Annotated in this window: 25 protein-coding genes and 1 pseudogene; 15 read left to right on the forward strand and 11 right to left on the reverse strand. The window is 69.7% G+C overall.

The features are described from left to right. Positions 1 to 14: 14 nt before the first annotated feature. The 6 genes from ACQ614_RS26455 to ACQ614_RS26480 all read right to left on the reverse strand — a co-directional run bounded on the left by ACQ614_RS26455 (position 15) and on the right by ACQ614_RS26480 (position 6743). On the reverse strand, positions 15 to 1217 hold the full coding sequence (locus ACQ614_RS26455) for a polysaccharide pyruvyl transferase family protein (RefSeq protein ID WP_431681200.1): 1203 nt from the start codon (positions 1215 to 1217) through the stop codon (positions 15 to 17). A 16-nt stretch (positions 1218 to 1233) separates the two neighbouring features. Then, the gene (locus tag ACQ614_RS26460; RefSeq protein WP_431681202.1) at positions 1234 to 2280 is read right to left on the reverse strand and encodes a glycosyltransferase family protein; all 1047 of its coding nucleotides are present in this window, start codon (positions 2278 to 2280) and stop codon (positions 1234 to 1236) included. Further along, positions 2277 to 3302 carry a glycosyltransferase family 2 protein gene (locus ACQ614_RS26465; protein WP_431681203.1) on the reverse strand — a complete coding sequence of 342 codons (1026 nt, stop codon included), beginning with the start codon at positions 3300 to 3302 and terminating at the stop codon, positions 2277 to 2279. Before ACQ614_RS26465 ends, ACQ614_RS26460 begins: the two co-directional genes overlap by 4 nt. Next, complete coding sequence (locus tag ACQ614_RS26470; RefSeq protein ID WP_431681205.1) at positions 3299 to 3958, reverse strand: phytanoyl-CoA dioxygenase family protein; 660 nt, start codon at positions 3956 to 3958, stop codon at positions 3299 to 3301. Before ACQ614_RS26470 ends, ACQ614_RS26465 begins: the two co-directional genes overlap by 4 nt. Next, positions 3955 to 4923, reverse strand: a complete 969-nt coding sequence (locus ACQ614_RS26475) for an NAD-dependent epimerase/dehydratase family protein (protein WP_431681206.1) — start codon at positions 4921 to 4923, stop codon at positions 3955 to 3957. Before ACQ614_RS26475 ends, ACQ614_RS26470 begins: the two co-directional genes overlap by 4 nt. A 738-nt stretch (positions 4924 to 5661) precedes the next feature. Then, positions 5662 to 6743, reverse strand: a protein-coding gene (locus ACQ614_RS26480) for an IS630 family transposase (protein WP_431675994.1) whose coding sequence is annotated in 2 segments (ribosomal slippage) — positions 5662 to 6255 and positions 6258 to 6743 — 1080 coding nt in all. Because the reading frame shifts where the segments join, the coding sequence is not laid out codon by codon here. A 187-nt stretch (positions 6744 to 6930) separates the two neighbouring features. On the opposite strand from ACQ614_RS26480, the gene ACQ614_RS26485 reads away from it, so the two are divergent. Continuing rightward, positions 6931 to 7485, forward strand: coding sequence for an HD domain-containing protein (locus ACQ614_RS26485; RefSeq protein ID WP_431681207.1), 555 nt, complete (start codon positions 6931 to 6933; stop codon positions 7483 to 7485). On the opposite strand, the gene ACQ614_RS26490 is transcribed toward ACQ614_RS26485, so the two are convergent. Next, on the reverse strand, positions 7473 to 7940 hold the full coding sequence (locus tag ACQ614_RS26490) for an NUDIX hydrolase (RefSeq protein WP_431681208.1): 468 nt from the start codon (positions 7938 to 7940) through the stop codon (positions 7473 to 7475). The genes ACQ614_RS26485 and ACQ614_RS26490 overlap by 13 nt on opposite strands. Beyond that, the gene (locus tag ACQ614_RS26495) at positions 7927 to 8700 is read right to left on the reverse strand and encodes an XRE family transcriptional regulator (RefSeq protein ID WP_431681210.1); all 774 of its coding nucleotides are present in this window, start codon (positions 8698 to 8700) and stop codon (positions 7927 to 7929) included. The genes ACQ614_RS26490 and ACQ614_RS26495 overlap by 14 nt, the downstream gene beginning before the upstream one ends. 96 nt (positions 8701 to 8796) lie before the next feature. Here ACQ614_RS26495 and ACQ614_RS26500 point away from each other — a divergent pair, with 96 nt between their 5' ends. The 6 genes and pseudogenes from ACQ614_RS26500 to ACQ614_RS26525 form a co-directional block, all read left to right on the forward strand. Continuing rightward, the gene (locus ACQ614_RS26500; protein ID WP_431681211.1) at positions 8797 to 9489 is read left to right on the forward strand and encodes a haloacid dehalogenase-like hydrolase; all 693 of its coding nucleotides are present in this window, start codon (positions 8797 to 8799) and stop codon (positions 9487 to 9489) included. A 107-nt stretch (positions 9490 to 9596) separates the two neighbouring features. Then, positions 9597 to 10502 carry a radical SAM protein gene (locus tag ACQ614_RS26505; protein ID WP_431681213.1) on the forward strand — a complete coding sequence of 302 codons (906 nt, stop codon included), beginning with the start codon at positions 9597 to 9599 and terminating at the stop codon, positions 10500 to 10502. 61 nt (positions 10503 to 10563) lie between these two features. Further along, entirely contained in the window at positions 10564 to 11046 is a 483-nt protein-coding gene (locus tag ACQ614_RS26510; RefSeq protein ID WP_431681215.1) for a hypothetical protein, read from the forward strand. Positions 11047 to 11218: 172 nt separating this feature from the next. Next, positions 11219 to 11788, forward strand: coding sequence for a class IV adenylate cyclase (locus ACQ614_RS26515; protein WP_431681217.1), 570 nt, complete (start codon positions 11219 to 11221; stop codon positions 11786 to 11788). Between the two features lie 502 nt (positions 11789 to 12290). Continuing rightward, positions 12291 to 13016, forward strand: coding sequence for a hypothetical protein (locus ACQ614_RS26520; protein ID WP_431681219.1), 726 nt, complete (start codon positions 12291 to 12293; stop codon positions 13014 to 13016). 63 nt (positions 13017 to 13079) lie between these two features. Next, a pseudogene (locus ACQ614_RS26525) lies at positions 13080 to 13598 on the forward strand (amino acid permease); the annotation flags it as partial. Between the two features lie 30 nt (positions 13599 to 13628). Here ACQ614_RS26525 and ACQ614_RS26530 read toward each other — a convergent pair. Both ACQ614_RS26530 and ACQ614_RS26535 read right to left on the reverse strand, forming a co-directional pair. Beyond that, a complete protein-coding gene (locus tag ACQ614_RS26530; RefSeq protein ID WP_431681220.1) occupies positions 13629 to 15167 on the reverse strand; it encodes an ISKra4 family transposase in 1539 nt (512 codons plus the stop codon). After that, positions 15161 to 15640 (reverse strand): hypothetical protein, encoded by a 480-nt coding sequence (locus tag ACQ614_RS26535; protein ID WP_431681221.1) that lies wholly within the window; start codon positions 15638 to 15640, stop codon positions 15161 to 15163. Before ACQ614_RS26535 ends, ACQ614_RS26530 begins: the two co-directional genes overlap by 7 nt. Before the next feature lie 259 nt (positions 15641 to 15899). Here ACQ614_RS26535 and ACQ614_RS26540 point away from each other — a divergent pair, with 259 nt between their 5' ends. From ACQ614_RS26540 to ACQ614_RS26570, 7 genes are all read left to right on the forward strand, one after another. After that, positions 15900 to 17183 (forward strand): glutamine synthetase family protein, encoded by a 1284-nt coding sequence (locus ACQ614_RS26540; protein ID WP_431681222.1) that lies wholly within the window; start codon positions 15900 to 15902, stop codon positions 17181 to 17183. A gap of 176 nt (positions 17184 to 17359) precedes the next feature. Further along, positions 17360 to 17962 carry a hypothetical protein gene (locus ACQ614_RS26545; RefSeq protein ID WP_431681223.1) on the forward strand — a complete coding sequence of 201 codons (603 nt, stop codon included), beginning with the start codon at positions 17360 to 17362 and terminating at the stop codon, positions 17960 to 17962. Beyond that, complete coding sequence (locus ACQ614_RS26550; RefSeq protein ID WP_431681224.1) at positions 17962 to 18303, forward strand: hypothetical protein; 342 nt, start codon at positions 17962 to 17964, stop codon at positions 18301 to 18303. The genes ACQ614_RS26545 and ACQ614_RS26550 overlap by 1 nt, the downstream gene beginning before the upstream one ends. Beyond that, entirely contained in the window at positions 18303 to 18773 is a 471-nt protein-coding gene (locus ACQ614_RS26555) for a hypothetical protein (RefSeq protein WP_431681226.1), read from the forward strand. The genes ACQ614_RS26550 and ACQ614_RS26555 overlap by 1 nt, the downstream gene beginning before the upstream one ends. A gap of 110 nt (positions 18774 to 18883) precedes the next feature. Then, positions 18884 to 19135 carry a hypothetical protein gene (locus ACQ614_RS26560; protein ID WP_431681228.1) on the forward strand — a complete coding sequence of 84 codons (252 nt, stop codon included), beginning with the start codon at positions 18884 to 18886 and terminating at the stop codon, positions 19133 to 19135. Further along, positions 19128 to 19556 (forward strand): hypothetical protein, encoded by a 429-nt coding sequence (locus ACQ614_RS26565; RefSeq protein ID WP_431681229.1) that lies wholly within the window; start codon positions 19128 to 19130, stop codon positions 19554 to 19556. The genes ACQ614_RS26560 and ACQ614_RS26565 overlap by 8 nt, the downstream gene beginning before the upstream one ends. Before the next feature lie 152 nt (positions 19557 to 19708). Continuing rightward, entirely contained in the window at positions 19709 to 20275 is a 567-nt protein-coding gene (locus tag ACQ614_RS26570) for a hypothetical protein (protein ID WP_346143405.1), read from the forward strand. 280 nt (positions 20276 to 20555) lie between these two features. Here ACQ614_RS26570 and ACQ614_RS26575 read toward each other — a convergent pair whose 3' ends face one another. Next, positions 20556 to 20948 carry a fucose-binding lectin II gene (locus ACQ614_RS26575; protein WP_431681231.1) on the reverse strand — a complete coding sequence of 131 codons (393 nt, stop codon included), beginning with the start codon at positions 20946 to 20948 and terminating at the stop codon, positions 20556 to 20558. A gap of 380 nt (positions 20949 to 21328) precedes the next feature. Here ACQ614_RS26575 and ACQ614_RS26580 point away from each other — a divergent pair, with 380 nt between their 5' ends. Beyond that, the gene (locus tag ACQ614_RS26580) at positions 21329 to 21922 is read left to right on the forward strand and encodes a hypothetical protein (RefSeq protein ID WP_431681232.1); all 594 of its coding nucleotides are present in this window, start codon (positions 21329 to 21331) and stop codon (positions 21920 to 21922) included.

Raw genomic sequence — 21922 nt, forward strand, 5'->3', positions numbered from 1 at the left:
TCTCGTTCGGTGGTTCAGGCGTTGAGGAGGTCGTGGACGAGCCGGAGGTCGGCGTCGGCCATGGCAGTGATGGCGGGGAGCCGGTCCGCCAGGTGCTCGCGCAGGGCGTCGGCGTCGAGGCGGGCGAGCGTTTCGGCGGCGGCCTGGTCCTTGGTGAAGGCCGCGACGTCGTGGTGGACGGTGCCGGCCGGGACGGCGGGGCCGTAGGTGTCGGCGAGGACGCCGTGGAACTTCGGGGAGTGGCCGATGGCGACGGCCGGGGTTCCACTCGACAGGGCGCCGATGGAGGCGTGGAGCCGCTCGGAGATGACGAGGTCGGCCCCGCCGAGGATCGCCTTGTAGTCCGCGGCCCCGGTGCCGTCCTGGTCGAGGACGTGTACGGGGACGGCCGGGAGGCGGGCGGCGATCTGTCGGGCGAGAATGCGGTCGTCGTTGTGGTCGCGGGAGTCGTGGCAGTGCGGTACGAGCACGAGCGCGTGCTGGCGGATGCGCCAGAGGGCGTCGGCGAGGCGGGCCAGCGCGTCGACGTGCTCGGCGTCGCTGATCGCGCTGTAACGGGTGACGCCGCGGCTCGGCGCCAAGCACACGTACGGTTGCCTGTCCGGCAGGCCGGCGGCGGTGAGTACCTGTCGGGCCCGACCATGGTCGGCGGGGTGGAGAAGGAACGCCGGGTCGGCGGAGAGCGCCACCTTTTCCTCGGGCAAGGCCAGCTGCTCGGTGAGGTAGTGCAGGCTGGAAGTCTCGCGCACGGTCAGCAGGTCGAGGCGGGCGGCGACTTCGCTGAACGCCTGCGCTTCGGCGGGATCGGTGAACGGGCCGACGGACTGGCCGAGCATCGCGGTCGCGACGCCGTGCTTCTGGGCTGCGGCGAGCGCCAGAAGGTAGCGAGTGGAGACGCCGTAGTCGGCGGTGTGGAGGTCGCCGCCCGTGGCGAGTACCAGGTCCGCGTCGTGGATGAGGCGCTGGGCGCGTTCGGCGAGGTGGTGCTCGGTTTCGACCGGCCGCATGGTGGCCCAGGAGCGGGAGACGACGAACGGGTCCGCGACGCAGACGGCCCCTGTGCCGGCGAGGGCGACGGCGTCCAGGTCGGGGGTCTGGGTCAGGACGGTGACCGTGGTGCCGGGCTCGGTGGTCAGGGCGGTGGCGAGGGAACGGACGAGGGCTTCGACGCCCCGGCTCTCGCAGCTGGTGACACCGGTGATCAGGACGGTGGGCATGGGTGGGCCTCCTGGCTCAGTGAGTGACGGCGAGGAGTTGGGCCAGGACGCGCCGGTAGTTGTAGCGCTGGTGCAGGCGGTCCTGGATCCGGCTCAGCTGTGCGCGGTTGGTGATGGCGTCGCGCAGCAGGCGGGCGAGGTCCTCGGCAGGGTCGTCGCCGAGGATGAAGGGGGTGATCTCGTCGCCGTAGAGGTCGGTGGTGTAGGCGAGTTCGGGGGGAAGGGCGGGCATGGTGCCCGCCGCGACGGTCTCGAACATGCGTGGGGTGAGCAGGCGCTGATGGGCGAGCAGCGGGCGGGCCAGCACCGGGGTGACGGCGGCTTTGGCCATCTGTGCGAGCACCTTGCCGAACGGGACGGGACCGGTGACGCTCACGCCGCGGTCGGTGAGCCAGCCGGGCCGGTTGCTGGTGGCGGTGAGGTGGTCCGGGTGAGGGGTGCCGGTCCACCAGCGTCCGGCGACCCGCAGGCGGGTCAGTGGCGGTCGGGCGGAGCGGGCGGCCTCGACAAGGGCGGCAAGGGCGTCCCAGCGCCACCAGTTCGCGCCGACGTATTGCAGCTCGTACGGCAGCTGGCTGGGGTGCGGTGCTTGCTCGGGGCGGCGTACGGGCCTGGGCATGCCGAAGTAGGGGAAGAACCGTGCTCCGTCGGGCAGTTCGCCGAGGCGGGGCTGGAGGACGTGGTCGCTGAGCCCGCGGTAGAGCTCCTGCCACTGCTGGTGTCCGTAGGGGCCGGCGGAGTCGTCGGCGCCGAGGGTGGTGGGCCCGCCCCAGTGCGCGTCGGGGTCCAGAACGATTCGGCGCTCGCGGGGGAACCGCTCGCACAGCTCGATCTTCCGGTCGTCGAGGAACTGGCGGCCTTCGAAGACGAGAACGAGGTGGGTGCCCCAGGCGAGGTCGTCGACGACCGGCAGCAGGGTGGGGATCTGGTCGTCGAGGCGGCAGAGCGGCCCGGCGAGGGCGACCTCGCAGTCAAGGACGGGCGCTACCTTGACGTACTCCGCGATCACGTGACTGGAGCCCGCCTGCCAGTGGAAGTCCCCGGCGATCAGCAGCCTCGTCACGAAGCGCTCCCGGTGAGCTCAGCTGGGCGTACGGCCCGTAGCTGGTGGTGGGCGCGGCGGCGCTGGGCGATCGTCGGCGCCAGTCGCAGCAACCACCAGGCGGCAGCGGCGGTCTCGACCCAGCCGCGCAGGACGGTGGTGGCGCCACCGACGGACCGGCCGCGCAGGTCCTCGCGCAGCCACTGCCAGGCCAGACTGAGGGCGTCGGGAGCAGGCCAGGTGATGTCGGTGGCGAGGAAGTAGTACCGGTTGCGGCGCATCTGGATCCGCCGGTACGGGCTGTCCCCAGTGCCTCCGCCGCCGAAGTGCTGAATGCCGAGGTTGAGGTTGAGCGCGACCCTCCAGCCCGCCCAGCGGGCGCGCCGGCACAGGTCGGTCTCCTCGTAGTACGTGTGGAACACCCGGTCGAACAGGCCGAGGCTGCGAAGGACATCGGCCCGAACGAAGAACGCGGCGCCCTGGACGTAGGCGTGTTCGAGGGTGCCGGGAGCGCGGCCTTCCTGGAGGCTTGCTGGGGAGGGCCGGGTGGGCCGGTCCCCGGCGAAGCCGTCGGCCTCACCCCAGCGCAGGGCGGTGCTCGACCAGTCGTTGTACTTGCCGAGGGTTACCGTGTCGCCCTCGGTGTACTGGTACTGCATGGGCCCGCAGATGCCGTACTCCGGCCACGCCTCCATGAAGGCGGCCAGCGAGCTGACCAGGTCGTCTGGAGTTCGGGTGTCGGGGTTGACGAGGAACACGTAGTCGGCGCCGTCGTCCAGGGCGGCCCGCATGCCGACGTTGTTGGCCTGGGCGAAGCCGAGGTTGGCGTCGTTCTGGATGACGCGGACGGCGGGGAAGGAGTCGCGAACCAGAGCGGTGCTGCCGTCGGTGGAGGCGTTGTCGACGTACCAGACCGTGAGGTCCAGGCCCGGCGTGCGGCTGGCGAGCAGGGAGGCGAGGCAAGCGGGGATCCAGCGGGACTCGTTCGTGCCGACCGTGATCGCGGCGACCTTCGGGCGGCGGCCGGTGTCGGCGGTGGTCATTCTGCCTCCATGCCAGCGAGGACGAACTCGATGACGAGACTGCGGCGCGGCCGGGCGGAGGGGTTGGGCCGAGAGGCGTGGACAATCCGCACGTCGTGGATGGCCACGTCGCCGGCCTTCGCCGACACCGCCTGGACCGAGTCGTCGGCCCGCACGTGCTCGGCGTCGGCGCCATCGGGCAGGAGGTGCGAGCCGGGTACGAATTCAAGGCAGCCGTTGTCGCCGTCCGAGTCGTCCAGGAACAGACTCAGGTTGATCGCGGTGCCCGGGGCGACGTTGGTGCGGTCGCGGTGCCAGGGCACGGCGGCGGCCACCCAGGGCATCTTGACGATCATCGCGATCACGCGAGCGCGCGCCGGACGACCGAGCAGGTCCTCGGCGAGACGATGCAACGGTCCGGCGGCGAACAGGCCTGCGGCGAGCCGCGCTTCCGGTTGCTGTTCGAGGTTGTGGATGCGGTAGAGCACCGGGGTGCTGGAGCCCTCGCGGGTGAAGTGCCAGAAGTCCTCGCTGCGGTGCCCGCCACCGAACAAGGCGACGAGGGCTGCGGCCTCTTCACGCAGTCGGGTCAGCAGCGGTTCGGTGACGACGTCCGGCACGACCGCGAAGCCGTAGGCACGCAGCAGCTCCAGAGTCTCGGCGGCCGGGGCGTTCACCGCGCGGCCTTCGCAGTGAGCTGCTCGGTGAACCAGGCGATGGTGGCGGCCAGGCCATCGCTCACCGCGGTCCGGGGTACCCAGCCGAACTCGCGACGGGCCAGCGAGGTGTCGGGGCGACGGCGAGCGGGGTCGTCGGTCGGCAGGTCGACGAACTCGATCCCGCCGGTGGAGCCGGTGAGGTCGAGGACCAGCCGGGCGATCTCCAGGACGGTCCGCTCGTCCTCGGTGCCCAGGTTCACCGGACCGGCGTGGTCGCTGGCCGCCACAGCCAGGAGCCCGGCCACGGTGTCGTCCACGTAGCACAGGGAGCGGCTCTGGCTGCCGTCGCCGGCGACCTGGAGCTGCTGTCCGCGCAGGGCCCGGGTGATGAAGGCCGGCACCGCGCGGCCGTCGTCGGCGCGCATGTGGGGCCCGAAGGTGTTGAAGATCCGCACGATGGCGGTGTCGGTCCCGTACTCGCGGCGGTAGGCGGCGGTGGCGGCCTCGGCGAAGCGCTTGGCCTCGTCGTAGACACTGCGCGGGCCGATCGGGTTGACGTTGCCCCAGTACGACTCGGTCTGCGGGTGCTGGTGCGGGTCGCCGTATACCTCGGAGGTCGAGGCGAGCACGAAGCGCGCGGCCCGGTCCCTCGCGAGCTCCAGTGCGCTCAGGGTGCCGACGGAGCCGACCGACAGGGTCGGGATGGGGTGGCGCAGGTAGTCGGCCGGCGAGGCGGGCGAGGCCAGGTGGAGGACGAGGTCGACCTCTCCGTCGACCGCCAGCTTGTCGTTGACGTCCTGCTCCAGCAGCTCGAAGCGGTCTGATCCGAGCAGGTGGGCGATGTTGTCCCGGCTGCCGGTCAGGAAGTTGTCCACGCAGACGACGGCGGTTCCGGCCTGGATGAGGGCATCGCACAGGTGCGAGCCGATGAACCCAGCCCCACCCGTGACAACGGCCCTGCGGTACCTGGGGATTCTGGTCATGACGCGTGCTCCTCCGGTGTCGGGGCGCGCCGAACACGCGTCGCTGGCCAGCAATGGCCAGGGACGGGCTTGGCGTGCCGGTTCCTCGGGTAGACCACCGGGATCCCGCGCAGCCGGCTGGTCTCCGCGTACGACAGGGAGCACGCGGACACAAAGTCGGGGGCAGGCGCTGGGCTTGGCGCTGTTGGTGGTCTGTACGAGTGGTCAGTCTTGGCGACGTCGTCTCGCGGCACGGCCAGGGTCGCCATCGGGCCCTCCGAAGGGGTCCCCTGCTCCGCATGCCTTCAGGGATGCCTATCCGCAATCCGGGCGGCCAGCCATCCCCGGGCGCGGCCGCTGAGTGCGATGGTGGCCGAGTGCGACGGGACGGCGTCACCACGAACCGGGACGGTTGCAGGACGTCCTGGGACGTTCTCGGAGTACAGCGAGGTATATCGCGGATCGGAGCCCCTGCGCCCAGCGCAGAACCTGGCTTACTCACAGGCATATTGATGTCGTATCGATGGCTCGGGCGGTCAGCGGCGTGGGAGCACCGAATGTCTGCTCGTGCGCAATCACGGCATGGAGTAGCACGGACGGGAGTCACTGCGGGTCCGACGGGTCACGGGCTCCCCTGTTCAATGCCGTCCGGGAACAGGCACCGCGGGCTCAGAAGCGTGGCCTTCTTGCCGACGCCTGTCCCGAGGGGCCGGTCCGCAACGAGGAGCGCATCAGCCGGGGCTTACTGACCTCGGCGTTTCAAGGTGATGGCGGTGGGAGGTCGAGGGAGAGTCCGGTTCCGGTGAGGAAGCCGTCGAGGAGGTCGGGGCGGTACTGCAGTCGTTTGAGGCGGTTGCGGACGACGGCTTCGAGCCGGTCGAGGGCGACGCTGGCGAGGTTCGCCAGACTGCGTTTGACGTGGGCCCACAGGTACTCGACCGCGTTCAGTTCGGGTGCGTATGAGGGCAGCACGAACACCGTCAGCCAGTCCCGCGCGTCGATCAGGTCGCGCATCGTATGGGAGACGTGGGTGTTCAGCCGGTCCCACACGAGCACGATGGGCGCTCTGACCAGCCGGTGTATCCCGTCTATCAGCCCGATGTAGTCGTGTTCGGACAGGCTGCGGCGCTCACCCTCGCGTCCGGTGTGGCGTCGCAGCCGGTGGCACAGGCGGGTTCGTGAGCCCGGGCGCATCGCTATCAGTCCGGCGACGGAGATCCTTCCCGAGCGGCTGCCGCTCACCTTCACGATCGGGGTGATGCCGCGGCGTCCCCAGGTGCGTCCTCTGGGCGGTCTGCGGGTGAAACCGGCTTCGTCCTCGAAGCAGAGCCATCCGTCGCAGGCCGCCCGGGCGCTTTTACCTCCGCCCAGGTCGCCTCCCTCCACGCTGCCACGACCCGCTCGTCGCGTTCCGCGGCCCGGCGCGCGGGGATCTGCGGGGTGAAGCCGAGCCGGTGCATCAGCCGGGTGGCCCCCGAGACGCTGTAGGACACGTGGAACTTCCGCCCGATCAGCGTCGCCACCCGCGCGCCGGTCCACACCTGGTCCTCGTCCCAACCGTGAGCGGCCGGCCCCTGCTCGAGGTACCCGGCCAGCTTCTCCCGGCACCGCGCCGACAGCTTGCACCGCTGCCCACCCGGTCCCCGTGAGGCCAGCGCCCCGACCCCGTCCTCCCGCCAGGCCTGATGCCACTGGTAGGCCGATTTCGCGGTCACCCGCAGCCTGTGGGCAACCTCCCTCGGCGGGACACCTTCGTCGAACAACGCGGCGGCCTCCAACCGCACCGCCTCGCGGCGCTGACGTGCCTTCGCCGTCAGCCCGCCCCCATCCGCATAGCGCATACCAACGGCATAGCGCGCAAAAGACCGTCAGTCAGCTACACAAACAGGCCAATCACCTTGAAGCGCCGAGGTCAGTATCGGATGCGCTAGCGATCACGGCGGTGAGTACCTCGCCGTGCTGGGCTGGCAGCGTGCTGTCGTCCGCCATTCACGAGACTGCCGGGCTGCGAGGGGGCATCATCGCTACATGAGTCTTACCTGGGCAAGGGCCGTGGCGGAGGAGGAACTCGCCTCAACGCTGCCGAGACGATGGGTCCACTCGTGCGGGGTGGCGCACCGCGCGGGTGACCTTGCGACGTTGCTGGGGGACGATGCCGACCTGCTGTCTGCGGCGGCGGTTCTCCATGACGTGGGATACGCCCCTCGGCTCGCGAGGACAGGCTTTCACCCGCTGGATGGTGCCCGTTTCCTTCGTGATGAGCACGGCGGGGACAGTCGCCTGGTTCGCCTGGTGGCCAACCACTCGTTCGCCCTGCTGGAGGCGGAGGAGCGCGGGCTGCGGGCCGTGCTGGAGACAGAGTTCCCGCTGCTGGAGGACCAGCAACTGGTGGATGCGCTGGTGTGGTGCGACATGACGACCACGCCTGACGGGGAGCCGACGTCTGCTGGTGAGAGGGTGGCGGAGATCGTCAGTCGTTACGGTGCGGAGAGCGTAGTCGGACGATTCATTCGTCGGGCCGCGCCGGAGATCTTTGCTGCGGTGGAGCGGGTGGAGGCGGCACTGGCGGCTCAGCCGAGGTAGGGATAGGTGCCAGCGAGGTAGTCGCCGATCTGCTGGCGCATGCTGGGGTGGATGTCGTACTCGTTGAGATCGGCTGGCTGGACGAAGCGGACGCCGTCGGCCTCGTCGTTGATCGTCGGCTGACCGCCGACGGGGCGGCCGATGTAGGCGTTTTCGTACTGCTGGCGGATCTCGCCGTCGGTGTAGGCGACGATGTGGTTCGGGTTGGTGTAGACGCCGAGGAAGCCGGTGATCTCGGCGATGATGCCGGTCTCCTCCAGGCACTCGCGCACGGCGCACTGAGCTGCGGTCTCGCCGATGTCCTGGGCTCCACCAGGCAGAGCCCACTGACCAGTGTCGCGGCGACGCTGGAGCAGGATGGCGCCGGAGTCGTCGACGACGAGGAGGTTGCTGGCGGGGATGAGGGTGTTGGCCTTGGGGGCGTTCGGGTCGTTGTAGTACTCAGTCCTGCCCATGTGTGGCGGTCCCCTCTTCGTCTGGCGTCCAGGGCCGTGCGCCGGCCCAGACGGTTTCGTAGCTCTGAGCGTAGTTGTCGAACCAGCCCGTGGCATCCACTCGCTTGAGGTGGAGAAGGGGGTTGGCGCTGGCCGGCTGACCAAAGACGTGCGGGTTTACCAGTAGATCGTTGTCGTAGCGGAAGAGGGAGTTGTAGAGCGTGGTGTCGTGGAGCCGGATCTCGCAGTCTCCCTTCGGCAGCAGTGGGCGGTAGTACGTGAGGGAGGCCCGGATCTTCGCTGCAAGGGTGTCGCCAATGCCTTCCTCACGCCCTCGGATGGCGGCAGCCCGGCCGCTCGGGTCGCCGAAGCACAGGCGGACTTGGACGCCGTCGGCCGCGCGTTCGGCGAGCATCCTGGCGACGTGTGGGTTGGACTGGGCGAAGAAGGTGCCGGAGAAGACGAGGATATCGATCTGCTTCTGCGCCTCCTGTAGCAGGGTCAGCCACGTGTCCCTGGGGACGCTGGCACGGTTCTGGTAGGTGCCTACCAGCTCGGTGCCTAATCCGTTGCCAGGCCGACCGGTTCGAGTCGGAGTATCCGGCCAGAGGAACGTCTCCTCGACACGCAGGAATTGCGCGGCGCGGAAGCGGTGGCGCGGATGGGGCACACGCCCGCCGAGCCAGCGGGCGACGGTCTTAGGGTCGACGTCGCAGGCTTCGGCGAGTGACTCGGGTTCGATACCCCGCTGCGCGAGTACGGAGTGAAGTCGCTCGTTCACGGATGCCATACAAGCCGAGCCGACGGTGCGCGTGCAAGGACGTTGGCGAACGTCGCAGCGGCGCTGACTGGGCGACAGGATGCTTACGCTGGCGGTATGCAGCTCATCGTCCTCTGGGACATTGACCACACGCTCATCGACAACGCCGGGGTGAGTAAGGAGATCTATGCCGCGGCATTCACGGCGCTGGCAGGAGCGTCGCCTGCCGTGCCCGCATCAACAGAGGGCCGTACGGACCGCATGATCATGCAGGACATGTTTCGTCGGCACCACCTGCCCGAGCCGTCCTGGGCGGCCATCAATGAGGCGCTTTCGGCGGCGGGTGAGGAACGGTTCGGTGTCCTGCGCCGGCGAGGTACAGCGCTTCCAGGCGCTCGTGAAGCCCTCAAGGCCGCTTCATCGCAGGAGGGATGGGTGTCCTCCGTACTGACCGGCAATATCGCGGCCAACGCCCGCGTGAAGTTGTCGGCCTTCGGCCTCGACATGCTGGTGGACCTGCCGGTCGGGGCTTACGGGGCTGATGCCGTCGAGCGTTCTGATCTGGTGGCCGTTGCCCGTGCTCGTGTCCAGCGTGACCGCGGCCTACCTGCGGACACCCCTGTGGTGCTGGTTGGTGACACGCCGCGTGATGTCGAGGCGGCCCTCGCCACCAGCTCGGGGATCATCGCGGTCGCCACTGGGATCCACAGCCAGGCCGAGCTGGAGGCTGCTGGCGCGACCGTCGTCCTGGCGGACCTCTCCGACACAGAGGACGTCCTTTGCCTGCTGGGGAGATTTGCAGGACGCTGAGAACGTCCCAGGACGTCCCGGAACCGTCACCGTTCGCGGTGACGCCGTCCCGTCGCCCTCGGCCACCATCAAGGTCTCCAATCAGGTGCCTAGCCGAGGAGGCTGATGTGATCGGGAACGTAACCGGAATCCGCGTGATCCGCATGCTGTACCTACAGCTGCTGTACCGCTGCAACATGGACTGTCTGCACTGCTTCCACGGCGAGCGACTCAAGCACGCTGACGCATTCAGCCCTGAGGAGGCGATCAACCTCCTCACGCTCATGCGCGGGCAGTACGGCACCAAGGGCGTCACCTTTCTCGGTGGCGAGCCCTTCGTGTACAAGGACCTCACCCAGGTGGTCCGGTACGCCAAGCAGGAACTGGGCCTCCAGGTCGAGACCTGCTCCAACGGCTACCGCATCGAGCGCCGCCTCACAGAAATCGCCCCGTACCTGGACGTCCTGCGGGTCTCCCTGGAAGGCATCGGTGCCACCAACGACGGCATTCGCAAGTTCGGCAGCTACCAGGGCGCCCTCAGCGCCCTGCAGCACGCGAGGGAACTGGGCGTACCGACCGGGGCGACCATGACGGTGACGTCCCGAAACATCGCGGAGGTGCTGCCGCTGGCACGCACCTTGCAGGAATTCGGCGCACGGCAGCTCAAGCTTCACCACCTGCGGCTGGTCGGCAACGCCGCCGAGCACCCGGAACTGCTCGTCACCGACCGGACGCTGTACGCCCGGCTGCGTGAGCAGATCCGAGACGCCACCGACCTGACCATCGAGGTCATCCTCGACGAGGATCTGTCACTCGACGGTGCCTCGGAGGTCGGGCCTCCCATCGATGGCCTCCAGGAGATCCCGCGGATCGAGGCCGACCCCCGAGGGGCGCTCACGATGTCCTGCAACGCCGTCGGAAGGGACTCCCACGCCTTCTGGTACGACAAGGCCGCCGACCGGATCGTCCACCGGCCGAGCGTGTTCGACGAGATCGCCCTGTCCGTGCCGGCCGTGATGTACGCCAGTGTCTGACCGTCCGCTGTTCGAAAGTCTCGAAGGACTGCGTGGCACCGGCAAGTCGACCATCGCACCGATGCTCGCCGCAGCCCGTAAGGCTGTGCTGGTCCCCACTGTGCCTCCGCTTTTCCTGCCGCTGCGGCGAGAGATGGACCGGCAGGGCAGCGTCGAGGCCCGAATGTGCTTCTACCTCTCCGGACTGTTCACCGCGGTCGACGAGATTCAGCGCCACCTGTCCGCCGGTGTCCCCGTCGTCGTGGAAAGCTATTTCGCCCGGTGCCTCTCCAACCACCGCGCCTTCGGCGCCCGCCTCGGCATCGAACTGCCACCGGACCTGCCGAAGCCCGCCGCCTACCACCTGATCTGCGCCGAGAAGGAACGTCGGCGGCGACTGGCCCAGCGAGACAAGCCGCTCAGCCGCTGGGACGTACTCGGTGAGGAGGTATCCGACGAGATCACCAACGCGTACGAGCAGTTCCCAATGCGGCACGTCAACACCACAGGCCTCGGGCCCGAACAGGTTGTCGACACCATCCTCGCTCTGAACTCACAAGGCTGAGAAAGAGAGTCGCCTCAGCCGCGCCCGGATCGTGCTGCTGGCACCCCGCCGCTAAGACCGGCCATTCACCAAACCGGCCAAGGCCGGCTGACCTCGGGCTCGCTTTCCGCGCCGCCTACTCCTAGCCGACCGCACTACCAGCCCCGCTCATCCCTAAACGGAGGCAGGACCCATGAAGCACGAGTACGAGGCCAAGTTCCTCGCTATCGACGTCGCCAGTCTCCAGGCAAAGCTGGCCGCCCTCGGCGCCGTCCAGGCCTTCCCTCGGACGCTCCTCACCCGCAAGATCTTCGAGAACGACGAGCTCGACGCCAACCAGTGGATCCGCCTGCGGGACGAGGGCACCCGCTCGACCCTCACCCTCAAGCAGGTTACCGACGCAACCACGATCAACGGCACCACTGAGATCGAGACCGAGGTCAGCGACATCCACGCCATGGCCGAGATCCTCCGCCATGTTGGCCTGCGCGAGGTCCGCTACCAGGAGAACTATCGCGAGGAGTGGCGCCTCGGCGAGCTCGTCTTCGACTTCGACGCCTGGCCCGATCTCCCGACCTTCCTCGAGATCGAAGGTCCGGACGAGAGGTCGGTCCGCAAGGCCGCGGCCCTACTTGACCTCGACTACGCCGCAGCCCGGTTCGGCAGCGTCGACGAGATCTACAAGAGCGAATCTGGCCGCGACATCCTCGCCGAGCCCACACTCCTCTTCGCCGACGGGCACACGGCGCAGCCCGAGGGGTAGTAGCCGCAGCCATGTGAAGCGGGCCGCGAGCACCGTCCGCATCACACCTCTGCCGTTCAGTGCGACGTTCGTCTGCCTGTCGACAGCAGGCACCAGGCCTCACCGCTGGTCGCACCCACCCTCGCAATTCAGGACGCTCACTCCCGCACCCAGACTTCCGAGTGTCACGACTTCGGCTCGATGCCGAACGTTCGGACACACGACACCGGTCCAGGGCCAGGAACCAGCCAAGACTTGGAGCTGTCGTATGAGTGCCAACACCAACGAGGCGCTCGTCTACCACCCCGCCGGGCATGACGCCTCGCTGCGGAGCGCGGTAGAGGATCTGCAGGCCGGCCGTTGGTTGTCGACTCGGGAACTCATGGCAACAACGGGTCGCCAGTGGGGTCTTCGGTCCTCGCGGACGCAGGTCTTGGGCCTGGTCGGAACCCGATCGGATGCTCTAGGGCACTGGGCGAGAGAGGAGCCGACCAACCCCGACCTCGTCCTACTTCAGGTGCGGGTGGCGGTCGAACGCGCACTGACCGCCAGCGTGGCCCGGGACCGCGAAGCCGGCCGGCTGGAGTACGGAGCCAGGGAGGAGAGCCTCCGCGCAACCACGGAGTTCCCGGACGACCCGGTGCCCTGGCTGTGCCTGCTGGCTCTGGCCTCGCTCGACCCCAAGCAGCGACACCAGGAGCACCGGTACCCGACGTCCGAGTGGATGCTCCCCCCGGGGCCCTGGCGACTCTTCGACGAAGCCGTCCGGCGGGACGGGCTCAACCGCGAGGCACACCACCGAATGCTGCGGTACTGGCAAGTGGTGTACTCGCCAGCGGCGACGGACTTCGTGCTCTCGGTGATGCCTCGCGTGCCGCCCGGGTCGCCGCTCGCGGCGCTCCCGCTGTACCTGTCGGTCGAGCAGTACCGCCGTACGCCGCGGAAGGACGCTGTCCGCAGGCAGTGGCTCCACGAGGTGCACTTCACCCGGGCGGCCATGGCGTACGAGAGCTGGTGCGCGGCACCGACACGGGAGCCCTGGCCAGTTGTCGACCTGAGCTATCTGGCGCACGCTCTCTGGGCCAGTGCCCAGATGGGGCGCGCCGTCGAGGTGTTCGAGGCTCTCGGTCCGCTCGCCTCCCCGCAGCCCTGGATCTACGTTGCCGACTCCCCTGATCGCGCTGGTGACTTCATGGAGACCGCCCGGACGCAGGCGTACGCCGGCCGGGCCACTGCCATGGCCTGGTGAGCCCGCCCAGAGCACGCCCTCCCCTTCTACCTGTCTGTCCCGCTTACCGTGGAGGCCCGTTCGATGTCCCGCTCCCATGCCGCCCGCTCGGGCGACGACGCTCAGCTACGCAAGCTCGGCTACGAGCCCAAACTGACCAGGAGAATGGGAGAGTTCGGGAACTTTGCTATCTCCTTCTCCGTGATCAGCGTCCTCTCCGGGTGCATGACGCTGTTCGCTTTCGGTCTCAACACTGGTGGCCCGACGGTGATGCTGTGGGGCTGGGTTGGGGTCGGCCTCATGGTGCTCCTGGTCGGCATGGCGCTGGCTGAGGTCACCTCGGCCTACCCGACGTCGGGCGCGCTGTACTTCATGGCCCACCGGCTGGGCGGTCCGCGGTGGGGCTGGTTCACCGGCTGGCTGAACCTTCTGGGCCTGGTCGGCGGAATCGCCGGGATCGACTACGGCGCCGCCTCGTTCGTGGGGGCGTTCCTCAACCTCCAGTGGGGCTACATCCCGACGTCGACCTCCCTGTTCGTGATCTTCCTGGTGATCCTGCTGTTGCACGCCGCGCTGAACCTGCGGGGTGTGCGGATGGTGTCGTGGGTGCAGATCCAATGAGGGTGTTGTCGATCAGGCGGTGAGCATGAGTTGGTCGCGGTAGCGGGCCTGGTGGTTGCGGAGGAACTCCTGCTGTTCGTGCCAGGCCCAGTAGGTGTCGAAGTCGCCGTTGGCGCGGACGGCTCGCAGCTTGAGGACGGCTTCGGCGCCGGACAGGCCCCAGCGGGCGCCGGTGATGTCCAGGCGGTCCTTCACCAGGTGGCGGCAGGCTCCCTCGATGATCCCGGTGGCGATCGGCCAGCCGCGTTCCAGGGCGGTGTCGTAGCGCAGGTGTTCGGCCTTGCCGGTCAGGTAGTTCACCGCCTCGTCGATGCCCTTGCGCTTGGCGCCGCGCAGGTGTGCGGCGTGGGCGGCCTGCTGGAGCGCGGCGGCGGTGGACTGTACGCCGCCGGCCAGCAGGGTGCGGGCGTGGCGGGCGACCCATGTCTCGGCGGCGGTGTCGCCGCTCTCGTGCAGGCACCAGGCGGCTCGCCACAGGTATTCGAGTACGTGGATCAGGTCGATGACGATATGGATGTCCACGCCCCGCCGCTGTGCTTCGGTCTTGATGAGGTCGATCTGATGGCGGGCCCCGTCGACCAGGACGATCCAGGGGCGGTGGTGCCCGGGGTCGCGGTGCTCGGCCTGGTCGAAGGCGGCGGCCACGACCTGGGCGGCGGTGTCGTTCACCGAGCCGCACAACCACTTCGACCTGGCCTGCGGCCCCGGGCTGCGCTCGGAGGCCGCGGTGTGGACCGTGTCGGGGTCGGCGATGACGTCGTCCACCGTGCGCGGCGCTGGCTCGGCGTCGTAGACGGCTCCCAGGGTGGCCATGCGCTTGCGGCCGTGTTTCTCCCCGGACGCCAGCCGGGTCTTCATCGCGTTGCCGCCCTTGGCCGCCGCGGCCCTGGCCGTGGGCTCACGCAGGGCTCCCGGCCTTATCACCACGCCCTTGCCGTCGAAGGACAGGATCAGCGGCGTGGCGTCGGTGCAGGGCGCCGGCACCAGGGCGTCGTAGAAGGTGTCGATGTCCGCCGCGGCGTCGACGGCGAGTTCCTGGACCTGCCGGTGCCCGATCCCGGCAGCGGTCATGGCGTTGATCCGTTCGCAGGCGTCGGCGAAGCTGCCGCGGGAGGACTCGATCGCGGTGAGTTTGGCCAGCCCGTGCGAGTGCATGCCCTCGGGCAGGTTCAGCACCGCATCCGCTGGGTGAAGGTCCGCCACCCCTGCGCCCCGGTAGGCAATCCGGGTCACCGTGACCTTGCCGAACACCGTGGCCAGGGTTCGGCGGCGGCCCCGCTCGATCCGGGTCCGCTCGGCGCCGGCGGCGTCCACGACGTCCTCCCGGCGTACCTCGTCCCTGGCCCGCAGCGTCAGGTGGTCCTGGAACAGCTGCCGGGTGACCTCGCGCATCCGCGTTCCCAGCAGGTCCTCCAGCTGTGCGTGCGTCAAGGCGGCGGCCTCCGGGGCGGCCAGCTCCGCGGTCACTGCGGCGAACAGACCCGCCGAAGCGGCGAACGCGTCCTCGCACGCAGCCAGCGCATCGCCCGTCGGCTCCACCCCGTTCACCATCCCAGCTCCCGGCCGTCGACCCTGAACAGCCCCGGCGACGGCTCGGCCAGGATCCCCCGCTCCGCCAGCCGCTTCAGCTTCGAACGCATCGTCTCGACATGCCGCGGCTCGGTCCCCACCCCCAGATGCCGGCACACCTCCTTGCAGCGCATCGCGCTACCCGACGTCGCGAACAGCCCGATGATCGCCCGGTACTCCGGCGACATCACCGTCACATCCAGCTCCGCCTCGGCCTTCACCAGCGCCACGGCAACGCCGCCGGCAGCCCCGCCCGCCCCGTCCGGGCCCAACGCCGGCGAAGACGGCGCGGCCAGCACCTCCTCCACCGTCTCCCGAGTGATCTGCAGCCGCGACAGCTGCTCCTCGGCCCGCGCCAACTCCTGCGACAGAACAGCGATCTGCTCGCGCAGCCGCTCGACCTGCCCCAGCACCTCGGCCCGCCTGGTCTCCAACGCCTCGATCAACGACGGCACCGCCATCACCTTCGCTCACTACCCGCACCCTCGGCAGGCTCCACCCCGGCGACAGTAGAAGCCGACACCAGCGGCCACCCCACGAACCCCTACGAATCACCCCAACGAGGCACCCTCATTGGATCTGCACCCGGGTCGTGTGATGGCCCGGACGCGACTGAAGCAAGCACGGACAGCCCCTTCGAGCGCCCCGTGGGTATCGACTGGCAATAGCGGGGACGCGCTATCCGGTTGGGTGGCCGACGGCACAGTGGACACTGTGCTGCTCGGGGTGGTCGACGGCCAGGGCCGGCTCAAGGGCAAGGAGTTCGATGCGGACTTCCTGCTTCCCCGGCTGGGTGGCGGTTCCCTGACGCCGGAGGTGTGCGGCTACCTGTTCGACACGGATCTGGGGATGTCCGCCACCGCGTGGGGCGGCGGGTTCGGCGACGTACTCCTGCTACCCGACCGGGCGCGGGCGACGCTGCTGCCGTGGTTGCCGGCCACGGCGCTGCTGCCTGCCGAGCCGATCGCCCCTGATGGTGTGCCCCTGCCCACCGGCCCGGTTGCGATCCTGCAGGAGCAGCTCGACCAGCTCGCCGGGCTCGGGTATCGGCTGAAGGTCGGGATCGAGACCGAGTTCGTCGTCTTCGAGGGGACCGCCGCGCAGGCTGCCGACGGCGGCTTCCGCCAGTTGGTGCCGGTGACGCGGGACAACCGTGACTACTCCCTCGACCAGCCGTCGCGGCTGACTGCCTACACGCGGCATCTGCGCCGCGTACTGCGCGAGGCCGGGATGCCGGTGGAGGCGGTGAAGACCGAGAGCGCGCCGGGGCAGGTGGAGGTCACGTTTCCATATGGAGATGCGGTCGGGGCGTGCTTCCAGCACGTGCTGTTCAAGCACGCTGTCCGGACGGTGGCGGACCAGCACCGAATGGCGGCCACGTTCATGGCAGCCCCCGACTCCGGCGTTGGCTCCGGCATGCACCTGCACGTATCGCTGTGGCGCGACGAGCAGCCGGTGATGTGCGCGGCGCGTTCGGAGACCGAGCTGTCGGCCGAAGGACTTCACGCGGTGGCGGGCTTGCTGGAGCTGCTGCCCGAGGCGGGGCCGATGTGGGCGCCGTACGTCAACTCCTACAAGCGGCTTCGGCCGCTGAGCTTCGCGCCGACGCGCAGCGTGTGGGGGCGCGACAACCGGACGTGCGCGGTGCGGTCCGTCGGACACGGCCGGGGACTGCACCTGGAGGTGCGGGTGCCAGGCGCGGACACGAACCCGTATCTGGCGTTGGCCGTGCTGGCGGCCGGGATCCGGCACGGCCTGGCCCGGGGGCTGAAGGCACCGGAGGCGTGCGAGGGCGACGGCTACGAGGTGTGGGACGCGCCCGTCCTGCCCGCCAGCCTGATCGACGCTGTCCGGGCGATGGAGGTCAGCCACCTCGCGCTGGAGCTGCTGGGACCGGACGTCGCCGCGTATGTGACCCAGATGGGTCGGCGCGAGGTGCAGGCGCTCGCGGATGTGGTCACCGACGCGGAACTGGCCTGGGGTTTCGCCCAGGCGTGACGAGCTGCCGGTGACCCATACGGGGCCTGGCGGAGTGCGGGCGGCCGACCACCAAAGGTCGAAGAGTGACGTCGTCACGGACGGCCGGGCCAGCGTGCCCGGCCGTTCCGGAAGGACACAAGCTGCATGACTGCCTAGCGTCAGCCTCCGAACTGGTGACCGGAACGAGGAGGGCCATGACTGAGCTGATCGTGACGGCCGAGGATGTCGCGCGGCGCCTCGGCTACGCGGCACCTCTCGCTGCTGACGTACGTGAGCGCATTGAGACCGCCATCGAGGACGCCCAAGACGCCCTCGTGGCCCACCTTGGCCGGCCGCTGGTTCCCGCCGAGTACACCGAGACCGGCGTCCAAGCCGGCCCCGAGGGCTGGATCCTGCACCACACCCCCGTCGTCACCGTGCTCTCCGCGACTGCGGACCCTGACTCGCGGTCCGGACCGTTCGGCGTGCCCACGTACACCGTCAAGTACGTGGCCGGCATCGACGCCCGATCCGACCCCGAGACCGCCCCGCTGCGCCTGTGGCTGCGCGCCACCGCCTGCCACCACCCCGTCCTGGCCGATGCGCCGATCCGGCAGCGTCGAGTCTCCTCCGCGTCCGTCGAAGGCCAGTCGGTCACCTACGACACCACCACCGAGCCGCCCATGCTCCTCACACCACCGGACCTCGCCACCACCGACCGGTGGCGGCTGCGCGGCCGCCGCGTCTACCAGGCCCCCGTGCGGCCGACCCCGCCAGGGCTCACTGTCCCGGGCACCCCGCGCACGTGGAGCATGTGATGGCCGTCCACCTCGCTGACCGGCAGCTCGGTGCCCGTACCCGGGGCCTGCCGGTGCTCGACGCCTACGGGGACGAGACGGCCGGCCCCCTCGGCAACCTACGGGGGCCGTGGCCCGGACGCGCTCAGCCTCAGCCCGACGGCACCTGGCACCTGGCGCTGGACCCGCGCGTCGGCACGCTGCTCGTCGGCGATCTGGTGGTGGAACCCGCGTCCGGGACCGAGTGGACCGTCCTGGTCGCCGACGAGCTGAAGAACACGGCCGACCCCGGACTCAACTACGTGCGCGTCACCGGCCGGCCACGGACCGCGGGCGGCACCCGAGCGGAGGGACACCCCTGATGGCGCGACTGGAACTGCCCCCGGACATCGAAGCCCGCCTCGCGCCGCTGGCAGCCCGGCATGTTGAACGGTTTGCCGAGGAAGTGGCGGCGGAGGCGCGGCGTCTGGCTCCCGCCGCGAAGACGTGGCACACCCGCGAGGACGGCCAGGCACGGCCCAGTCACCATGCCGCCGACGGCCAGACGGTGCCCGCCCCGGTGCCGTTCCACGTCGGCGAAGGGTTGCTGGACCGGCCCCGGGACCCGAACGGCCCGGTGGGAGAGACGGCAGGGTGCCGGTGCACCGTCACCGAGGACCCGGAAGCCGTCGCGGCGACCATCACGGCCGGCAAGGCCGCCATTCTCGGCTCGCGCGCCGAAGCGGACATCTCGTGCCACTACCCGCGGGCCGCTGAAGCTGAGTTCGCCGCCGGCGCGGGCACGCACTTCATGAGCGGCGCCGCCTCCCAGGTCGCCGCCCGGCACCGCTGAGGCCGCAGGGGGAGGACAGAGCGCGGCTCTGCACGCCCCGGCGGGACGGTAGCCGCGCCGGCTTGGTTTCCTTCGCCCGGTCACCCCATCCCCGTACGAAGGAGCCGTCAATGGCTGACACCGATCGCATCCGGATCGTCCTCGCCCACCACCTCACCCGGGAAGACGAGCAACTGGCCCCGGGCGACGAGATCGACGTGCCGCGCCACGAGGCCCGGCAGCTGATCTCCGCCGGGTACGTGGCTGGCGTCGATCCGTCGGATCCGCAGGCTGTGGCGAAGGCGCTCGCGCCGGAGCCGGCCCGCAAGCAGCTCGCGCCGAAGCCGCCGGCGGACAAGGCTGAGGGCAAGGCGAGTGCGTGATCTCGCGTCTCTCGACGCCGAACTGCTCGCGGTGGACTGGCTGTCCAACCACCATGAGCTGACAGCAGTGCTCGGCGGCGCAGGCAGGGTCGGGGCGCGCAACGCCCCGCCCTACCCGCGTATTCGCATCACCCAGATCCCGGGCGGCTCCGCTCCAGGATGGCGCTGGCTCGGTACGTTCAACCTCCAGGTCGAGGCTCTGGGGGACCTGGACCGTACGACGGCCCGGCCCGCGCTGCGCCTGGCGTTCACGACCGCGGTGAAGGCCCTGCACCAGCTGACTGCGCGCCCGGCCCTCCCCGGGCAGCCCGTGGTCACGTTCGTGCAGGCCCTGTCGACCGGGGGGTGGCTGCCCGAACCGACAGGCCAGGGCCGGTACGTCGGGGTCGTGGCGCTGACCGCCCACCCGGCTGCCAGCTGACTGCGGGCATTTCCGCGAGTTCTGCGACAGCCCTACGCGCGCGGGGGCGCCATGGCGGGCCGGAGCCTCGCCCGGGGACGGCGCGACGCTATGGCGGGGCGCGGCCTACGGTCCGCGCAGTCCTACCGGTCCGCCCCAAGGAGAGATCGACCGTGCCTACGGAGAGCATGTTCGTCGCCCAGATGGCGCGGCTGTACCTGGCGGTGCCGGGTACGGCCGCGCCCGCCGATCCGATCGTGGCCCTGCCAGCTGCTTGGAAGGACGTGGGCCTGTTTAAGCCCGGGTCGCTGGAGTGGAACACCGACCCGAAGTTCGAGGAGATCAAGTCTCACCAGCTCCGGTACACCGCGCGCACCATCCAGACCGAGGACGCGGCCACGGTGAAGGTCGAGCTTCAGGAGTGGAACGCCGCGAACATCACCGCTGTGTACGGCGGCGGGGCGGTCACGAGCGTGACCCAGAACGGCAAGACGTTCTACCGGTACGCGCCGCCGGCCGTCGGAGGCCGCACCCAGTTCGCTGCCGTTGTTGAGCTGATCGACGGCTCCAAGCACTACCGGCGGATCATCCCCCTGTGCGAGCAGGTCGCCTCGGTCAACCAGAAGTTCCCCAACGACGCAGAGTCCACGCTGCCGCTGGAACTCAAGGTCGTCGGCGGCGCGGTGGGCGACCCGTGGTACGACCTCACCGACGATCCCGGGTTCGCCCCGGCGGCCTGACCAGCCATCCTGCCAACGAAGTTGGCGTTTCGTTCCGCTGTGCCCGTAGCCGGCCCGGCCGCCCCCGCGAAGCCCCGGCTCTCACCCCGCCGGGGCTTCGCTATGCCCATCGCCGGCGGCCAGGCCAGAGGTTGGCCGGACCGACAGACCAGTGGAGGTAGATGGAACTGCCGGAACGGCGGTCGGGCCGGAAGGCCCAATAGGGTTCTCCGGCCCGCCCGTCCGGCCCCTCCTCCCGCGCACGTTGCCGAGCACGACGAGGCCCAGCCGGGATCCGCTGCTACTTGGTGTACCAGCTGAATTCGAGGATGGCGTCGTTGTAGTCGGCGTCGTCGCCGTTCTCGGCGACGACGACCATCAGGTTGTAATTGCCGATGTCGTACGGGCCGCCGGAGTTCAGGCGGCTCGGCTTGAAGACGCCGTCGGCGTCGGCGTACTCGAAGACGGCGTCGAGCAGGAAGTTCCGGCCCGGGGTGATCGTCTTGTCCCCGATGATCGTGTTGCCCTCGCCAGTGCCGGAGATCAGCAGGTCCACCTCGCCGGACCTGTCCTTGAGCTCCACCTTCTGCGTGAACTTCGAGTTGCTCTTCACCTTGACGTGGGCTGTCACACCGGCGGGCAGGTGGATCTCTGCCTTGTTGCCGCTGACGTGCACATACGCCTTGTCGTCCATGACGGTTTCCTTCGTCTCGGCCGGGCCCCGAGTGCGGGCATCGCGCCTCGGAGCCACAGAGGGTTGTGTACGGCTGGTCGGGTCGACGCGGCGCGATCACGTGGAGCCACGTCGCGACGATCATGTCGAGGTCAGAGCGCCCTCAGGCTGACGACGCGCAGAAGGCCACGAACGAGTGAAGCCGTGGTGGCCACTGCTGCCCCACACCTCGGCAAGATCAAGCGGTGGAAGCCTGCCGAGGGGTCACGGGAAGCCGTGGTCCCCGTCGTCTGCACGAGCCGCCTATTAGGCCCGTGAGGCGCGCATCTCGGGGCGACGCTAACCCCTGGCCGCTCCTAGCGTCTGCCGCGATCACCGCCCGACAGACTGAGGAGCCGTTGATGCCCGGGATCGATCTGGATGCCGCCCGCGCGCGCCGCCTGGCCGCCGCTGCCGACAAGGCGCGTACCGTGCAGGCCGAGTACACCGTCGGGGAGGAGCCCGTCAGCTTCGGCGGCGCCGAGGTGGCCGTCCTGCCCGCCGAACTTCCCCTGGAGGTGTGGCAGCCGCTCGTCGGCATCCCCTACCTGCCGCTGCTGCTGCGCAAGCTCGTGGAGACCGCCCAGTCCAAGGGGGAGCAGCAGGCAGAGGCCGCCGGCCTGATCGTGGACGTGCTCGGCTCCGAGCCCAGCCTTCCGTCCGACCTGATCGCCGCGTTCGGGGAGATGGGCCGCAGGCTGCTCGGGGCGGACGGCTACAGCCGGCTGATGGCCAAGCGGCCCAGCCACTCCGACGTGGTGGAACTGGCGCGCTACGCCTGGTCGAAGTACATGGGCGGCGGTGCCAGCCTGGGGGAACTCATCGGGCCGTCCGAGACGCCTTCGAACGCTGGGACGACCTCGAAGCCGACCTCCAGCGCTTCTACCGCCTCGATGCCCGCGGTGTCTGGCGACGGCCCGGTGACCCTGGATTCCTCGGTACCCGCCGCCTCCTGA

This window comes from Kitasatospora dryopteridis, from assembly GCF_050749075.1.
Classification (GTDB): domain Bacteria; phylum Actinomycetota; class Actinomycetes; order Streptomycetales; family Streptomycetaceae; genus Kitasatospora.

Bases quoted from the DNA above. Each gene is read 5' to 3' on its own strand.
- ACQ614_RS26555 (WP_431681226.1), top strand. From the start codon at position 18,303: ATGGCGCGACTGGAACTGCCCCCGGACATCGAAGCCCGCCTCGCGCCG.
- ACQ614_RS26575 (WP_431681231.1), bottom strand. From the start codon at position 20,948: ATGGACGACAAGGCGTATGTGCACGTCAGCGGCAACAAGGCAGAGATC.
- ACQ614_RS26545 (WP_431681223.1), top strand. From the start codon at position 17,360: ATGACTGAGCTGATCGTGACGGCCGAGGATGTCGCGCGGCGCCTCGGC.
- ACQ614_RS26515 (WP_431681217.1), top strand. From the start codon at position 11,219: ATGAAGCACGAGTACGAGGCCAAGTTCCTCGCTATCGACGTCGCCAGT.
- ACQ614_RS26455 (WP_431681200.1), bottom strand. From the start codon at position 1,217: ATGCCCACCGTCCTGATCACCGGTGTCACCAGCTGCGAGAGCCGGGGC.
- ACQ614_RS26580 (WP_431681232.1), top strand. From the start codon at position 21,329: ATGCCCGGGATCGATCTGGATGCCGCCCGCGCGCGCCGCCTGGCCGCC.
- ACQ614_RS26530 (WP_431681220.1), bottom strand. From the start codon at position 15,167: ATGGTGAACGGGGTGGAGCCGACGGGCGATGCGCTGGCTGCGTGCGAG.
- ACQ614_RS26500 (WP_431681211.1), top strand. From the start codon at position 8,797: ATGCAGCTCATCGTCCTCTGGGACATTGACCACACGCTCATCGACAAC.
- ACQ614_RS26490 (WP_431681208.1), bottom strand. From the start codon at position 7,940: ATGGGCAGGACTGAGTACTACAACGACCCGAACGCCCCCAAGGCCAAC.
- ACQ614_RS26510 (WP_431681215.1), top strand. From the start codon at position 10,564: ATGCTCGCCGCAGCCCGTAAGGCTGTGCTGGTCCCCACTGTGCCTCCG.
- ACQ614_RS26560 (WP_431681228.1), top strand. From the start codon at position 18,884: ATGGCTGACACCGATCGCATCCGGATCGTCCTCGCCCACCACCTCACC.
- ACQ614_RS26475 (WP_431681206.1), bottom strand. From the start codon at position 4,923: ATGACCAGAATCCCCAGGTACCGCAGGGCCGTTGTCACGGGTGGGGCT.
- ACQ614_RS26485 (WP_431681207.1), top strand. From the start codon at position 6,931: ATGAGTCTTACCTGGGCAAGGGCCGTGGCGGAGGAGGAACTCGCCTCA.
- ACQ614_RS26550 (WP_431681224.1), top strand. From the start codon at position 17,962: ATGGCCGTCCACCTCGCTGACCGGCAGCTCGGTGCCCGTACCCGGGGC.
- ACQ614_RS26465 (WP_431681203.1), bottom strand. From the start codon at position 3,302: ATGACCACCGCCGACACCGGCCGCCGCCCGAAGGTCGCCGCGATCACG.